The sequence below is a fragment of the Dactylosporangium sp. NPDC000521 genome (genome assembly GCF_042898305.1).
Taxonomy (GTDB): domain Bacteria; phylum Actinomycetota; class Actinomycetes; order Mycobacteriales; family Micromonosporaceae; genus Dactylosporangium.
Genome location: NZ_JBIAYW010000056.1, coordinates 1 through 5,840, shown reverse-complemented (window position 1 = coordinate 5,840; position 5,840 = coordinate 1). Strand labels below are relative to the sequence as shown.

At 68.5% G+C, this 5,840-nt stretch carries 4 protein-coding genes; all 4 read right to left on the bottom strand.

Translation table 11 applies throughout. From position 1 onward, the window contains the following. Positions 1-118 precede the first annotated feature (118 nt). Complete coding sequence (locus ACFY3L_RS54485) at positions 119-283, bottom strand: hypothetical protein (protein ID WP_389343912.1); 165 nt, start codon at positions 281-283, stop codon at positions 119-121. A 26-nt stretch (positions 284-309) separates the two neighbouring features. After that, entirely contained in the window at positions 310-747 is a 438-nt protein-coding gene (locus tag ACFY3L_RS54480; protein ID WP_389343910.1) for a hypothetical protein, read from the bottom strand. A gap of 300 nt (positions 748-1,047) precedes the next feature. Beyond that, a complete protein-coding gene (locus tag ACFY3L_RS54475; RefSeq protein ID WP_389343907.1) occupies positions 1,048-4,575 on the bottom strand; it encodes a LamG-like jellyroll fold domain-containing protein in 3,528 nt (1,175 codons plus the stop codon). 374 nt (positions 4,576-4,949) lie between these two features. Next, positions 4,950-5,147, bottom strand: coding sequence for a hypothetical protein (locus ACFY3L_RS54470; protein WP_389343904.1), 198 nt, complete (start codon positions 5,145-5,147; stop codon positions 4,950-4,952). Positions 5,148-5,840: the final 693 nt, after the last annotated feature.

Sequence of the window (5,840 nt, the reverse complement as noted above, 5' to 3'; positions counted from 1 at the left end):
CTCGAACAGGCCACCGCTCCCGCAGCGACCGGCCTTCCAGCAGCACAAAGCTAAACAAAATCAAGAAACTGTCTCAGTTGACTTGACAGGTTCCGGATGTTCGATGTTCGCCACTACATCAGGCGAGAACGAGTCGAACCCGGATCAACTCCTCATCGTCGGTGCGGACCGGGCCGTAACACAGGTAGTACGCCAGCTCGGTGGGCTTGGCGATGCTGCGGCGGACCAGCAGCCAGCGGGTGTAGCCGTGTTCGGCAGTGCCGGTGTCCGGCAGCGTGGCCACCGCCTAGTCGTAGACCCGCGGCCCTTTCACACCGTCACCGCAGCCGCGCCGCTTCCAGGCGAGTGCCGGCGCTGCGACGGCCGGGCATCGGCGCGGGAACTGCCGCGCCCAGTCGGGACTTTCTGGTTGCTGGCCACGGCCAGGACGTAGCTGATGTGGCGTTGGTGCAGCCGCAGCCGGAACTTGGCGTAGGTCACGGTGTAGGGGCCGAGGTCACGTCGAGCTGCCAGTTGCCGGTGCATTGCGCCTGTAACCTGTTGCGGAAGTTCTTCCCACGCACGCTGAACGACAGTGCGCCGGTGCCGGCGCACCGCGCCCGGAAGCGGAAAATCCCATCCGGCGGGCCACGGAACCTCGGGCATCGGGCGCTCCAGCAGGGTGCCTTCGAGGTGCAGGGAGTCGGTCATCGTCGAGTGCCACTCGCCGACCAGCAACTCATAGGATGCGGGTGTCTGATCCGGCACCGGCGGGCTGCACCTTCCTGGCGCAGGCCGTCAGCGCGGCAAGTGCGACAAGCATCGCCAGGTTCCACGACACGACGCGCTGGGCGATCCCCCGGATATGCACAGTACGAGATCGCACTAGTCCGGTCGAGGACAGGTGAAATCACCGGGTTCGATGGATGGTGGCATGCCGTGCGGCATGATCATGGAACTTGCGCCAAGGCTGCGAACACGGTGGCGGTGCTGGTCGGCGGTGGCGGACGGTGACGCGCGGGCCCGCCGGTTGTTCCGGCAGGCCCGCGCGCTCGGGGGTGAGGAGAGTCAGATGCCGGTGTAGCTGTTCGCGATCTCCCGGTCGTTGAGGATGCCCTGGTATGCGTGAACCTCATCGATGGTCCCGCCGAAGAGCGAGGGGTTCGTGGCCGAACGGGTGCCGATCATGAGGCTGAGCGACGGTGCGACGCCGACCGAGCCGTGGCCGGTCGACGCCTGCCGCACGCCGTTGACGTAGAGCTGCACGTCGCCGGTGGCCGCGTTGAACACGCCCGCGAGGTGGACCCACTCCCCGGTCGTGGCGACGACGTCGGAGGTCGACTCGATGCTGATGTAGCCGCCGGAGCCGTCGGGCTTGCGCACGTTCAAGCTCCACCTGTGGTCCGAGCCGCGGTTGTACAGGTGGAAGTTGTTCTGGCTGAGGACCTGCTGGTCGGTGCTCTTGATCGCGTCGAGCTTGACCCAGGCGGTGACCGTGACCGACTGGTCGGTGCGCAGGACCGGCCGCTCCACGTCGTCGGCGGTGGTCCAGGTGCCCTTGTCGTCGCGGGTGGAGACGTAGCCGGCGGTGCCGTCGAGCTGGACGCCGCCGTTACCGTCGTGGGAGTCGTTCGTCAGCCATGCCGGGGTGGTGGCGGGGTCGCCACTCCAGGACGGGTCGAGGGTCCAGTTCGGCGTGAGCGTCGCCTTGCGGCCGAACACCGAGCCGTCCGGGGTGTCGCCGCAGTAGCACTCGCCGTCGGGGAACTGCCACGAGCCGACCTCGAGGGGCCGGGTCAAGCCGGTCTGGGCGGGGACACCGGTTGCCGGGTTGGCGTTGCTGCCGATGACGTCCTCGGCGACCAGCGCCCGGTTCCAGATCCGGGCGTCCGCGATCTGGCCGCTGAAGCGGCCCGCGTCGTTGCCGGTGGAGGCGCGGTAGCGGCCCAGTACCACGGGCCCGCTCCCGCCCAGGGACGCGTCGTGTTGCGACACCCACCCGCTCGATGGAGTGGAGGTGTCGGCCAGCGTGCCGTCCACCCAGGTGTTGATCTTGTTGTGCGCCTTGTCGTACGAGACGACCACCAGTGTCCATCGGCCCGGCACCGCGCTGCCGTCGGCCGTCGACACGCTGGTCAACGTCGGCGAGGTCGCGGCCGGGTCGGCCACGATGTCGAACTCCCACCGCAGTTTGACGCAGTCGAAGGTGAGCTTGAAGGCACTGGCTTTGCCCGTGGGCCCGTCCATCGACATGATGCCGTACTCGATGCCGGTCGCGCACAGCGACGGCGTCGCCCGAGACCACACCGCGATGCTGAACGAGCCGGCGGTGGTCACGGGCACCGACTGGCTGGCCTGACCCGTGCCGTTGAACGTCGCCGCGTCCGCGCCGATGTACCGGGCGTCGGGCGTCCACGTGACGCCGGAGGTGGTCAAGGACGAGCCGGAGACGCTGTCGGTGAAGCCGTGGCCGTTGATGCTGTCCAGCGGCCAGTGCGCCACCGCCGACGACGGGGCGGCGACCAGGATGTTGTAGACACTGGTCGGGCTGGACAGTCCGCCCGTGTCCACGCTGTACACGGTCAGCTTGTTGATGCCATAGCGCGGCGGGGTCAGCATGATGGTCGGTGTGGCGGCGCCCGCCGTCACGGTCACCGTGATCGACGGTGCGTCCCAGCCGTAGACGTACTTGACGACGTCCTGCCCGGCGGGACCGGTGGGCTCGCTGAACTTGAAGCCGCCGCTGATGCCGGGTCCGCCCCGCGGTGTGCAGGCGTTGATGTTCCCCGGGTCGCACGCGGTGTAGACAGGCGCCGATCCCGAGGCCGTCGGCGTCACCACCGGCGCGGGCGGTGCGGTCGTGTCGACCGTGAACGTGCACCACGGTGACCAGGGCGACGGGTCGGTGCCGTCGTTGGTCTGCACCCGGAACTGGTACTGCTTGCCTTCGGCAGCGCTGCCGAGGCTGACCGTCACGGCGCCGTTGTTGTTGGCGGGTTTCGACGGACCCGACAGGGTCGTCACGGCGCCGGACGGCAGCTGCTGCCACTGGAACGTCGAGGTGAGATTGTCGGCGGTGTCCGCGTCGACGTACTGCGCCTGCAGGACCGGCGTGGTGGTGCCAATGACGCCGCCGCAGGCGACCTGGCCCTGGTGCGGTGACAGGTTCGCGGGTGTGCCGGGCACGGTGTTGTAGGTGACGCTCATGGTCGTGCGGTAGTCGACATAGAACTTCTTCCACCGGCTGTCGGCGGACTCGTTGGCGCCGTTGCTGTCACAGGCACACAGCCCGACCGTGTAGGTGTCCCAGTTGCCGTTGGCGGCGATCTGGACGTCGTCGCGCATGGTGGGGGTGCCGCCGAACGTCATCAGCATGTCCGGCTGGCCGGTAGTGCAGCCGCCCGCCTTGTTCGCGTGACCGTACCCCGTGGCCAGGTAGGTTGCGCTGGCGCCGAGCGGGCGGGTGGCCCAGTTCATCCGGCCGCCGTTGCCGACGGTGATCCCGCCCGTGCGGAACAGGCTGGTGGGCGTGTCGGTGCACGAGTACGAGTGCCAGAGCTCGATGGAGAACGACGCCGCCGTGACGTGCTTGCCCTTGTAGGTCTGCCCGCCGTACGTGGTGGGGAACTCGAAGTAGCCCCGGTAGAGCTTGCCGTCGCCGCCATAGGCGGGTGGGTTGTACCCGACCCGGGCCTTGTCGTTGGGGCCGTAGTCGGAGTCCTGGGACCGCGAGTAGGCCCACCTGGTGTCCACCGGTCCGATCTGCGGGTCGATGAACAGCGGGAACGCGGCGGCCGGGTTGCGCAGCATCGCCGTGTCCGGCCGCAGCAGCATGCCGTGGCCGTCCGCGGCGGCGGTGACCGCGATGGGTGCGATCCGGGCGGTCACGCCCGGCCGGTGCTCGGTGGACCGCAGCTCGGCCGTCGGCGCCTGCCGCAGCGCGGACAGCGTCGCCGCGTCGACCTTGACCTCGCCGCCGGCGCCGGGGTCGACGGTGGAGTCCCACATGTACGCCTCGGACGAGACCGCGACCGTGCGGCCCTTCGTGTTCCGGAACGCGACGCGGCCGCCGGTGGCGGTGCGGGCCACGGTGTCGCCGGTGACGTCGTAGCGGATGGCTGCGAGGGCCGGGTTCGCCGCCGCCGCGGCGGTCTTCACGACGAGGACGTGGGTGAACCCGGTCGCGGTGGCCGTGGCGCGCAGGTCGATGTCAGGCAGGATGTTGCTGTAGACGGCTGACGAGCCGTCGATGACCGGCTTCGGGAGCACGACCGGCAGCGACAGCGACAGCGTCGAGCCGCCGGTGCGGTAGGTGACGAACGGTCCGGCGCCGCCGGCGGAGAACACCACGTCCGCGACCGACGCGCGAGGCGCCAGGGTGCCGTCGGTGCGGGCGCGGAGATTGGTGTCGACCGGCGTCCAGGTCTTGTCGGCGCGACGGACCCGGGCCGGGACCGCGCTGGACGTGAACGTCGTCGTGCCGTCGGGGTTGGCGAACACCTGCGTGTACTCACTGCGTCCCGCGGCCACCTCCACCTTGCCGCCGCAGGCCTTCGCCGCCGCACCGGCGGACCACTCATCCGGCCGCTCGGCCACGCACGGCGCCGGCGCCGGCGCCGCCGGAGCTGCCGCCGCACCGCCCGCCACCAACACGCCGGCCAATACCGTCAACGCGACGGAACTTGTTGCCCAGGCGCTGCGCCCGGGTTTGGACACGACCACGGTGAATCCCCGTTTCGCTCATATTGAAGAGGATTGAAGACCGACTGAAATATCTGCCGCTTCCCGTTCACTCGTAATCGACTACCAGGCCGAAGAAGCGCCGGGACGATGCCGTGCCGATGCATTGCCGGATCGCCCCGGCAATGCCGGGGCAACCTGAAACATCGGCCTCGAGCGTCACTGCAATGGGACGTCCACAGCGCCGCCCGGGAGGTGCTTCGTGCGTGCCTCCCGGGCGGCGCACAGCCCTACTCCCCGAGTTCGCTGTCGTTGAGGATGGCGTTCGGGACGTTCTTGCTGTTCCAGCCGAGCGCGGGTGCCTTCTTGCCGTCGCCGACGTAGGTGTCGTTACCGACGTGGCGCACCTTCATCCGGATCGCCGTCCCGACCGCGACCTTCTCACCCTTCGGCCCGTTTCTGGTGAGTTGAACCTTCTGCCAGGTCACCTCGACCCCTCGGGGCCATGTACAGCTGTTGCCCCTGCTTGACCGCCACGTCGGCCCCGGTCGTCAGGCTGCTCGACTCCGTCTGGCTCAACGTGGACGCAAAGGGCCGCGATCAGGGCCGTCACCCTGACCCGGCCGCGCAGATCAGCCATGCGCACTCCCCCATTAAGTGACGCTGAAAGACGATTTATTCGGACCGTTCCAGCAACCGCCGAATACCCGCCATCCCATCGATACAACGGCAAACGTTAAGGCCAATTCCGGCGGGACGCAACAGCGCCGAATGAGGCCTTCAGCACCTCGCCCGGCCCGACCACCCCGGCAGAACGTCCTGATACGTGATGATAGCCGATGGAGAGTGCGGTGGTAGTGAGAGCCTTTAATATGCGCGTCAACTTTGGCTCAAAGCGGACAGAACCTCCAGTATTCGTCAACAACGATCGCATTCCCGTTTCGGGCATTGCAGGAGGGTGATCGCCTGCCCTACGCTGCGCGAGATTTGATCCAGCGGAAACGGGGGGATTCACCGTGGTCATGTCCAGATTCAGGCGAACCGTCTGGCCGAATGGTTCCGTCGCGTTGACGGTCTTGGCCGGCCTGCTGGTGGCGGGCGGTGCGGCGGCAACACCGGCATCGGCGGCGCCGGTGCCGTGCGTCACCGAGCGGCCCGACGAGCGGTCCGCCAGCGCGGCG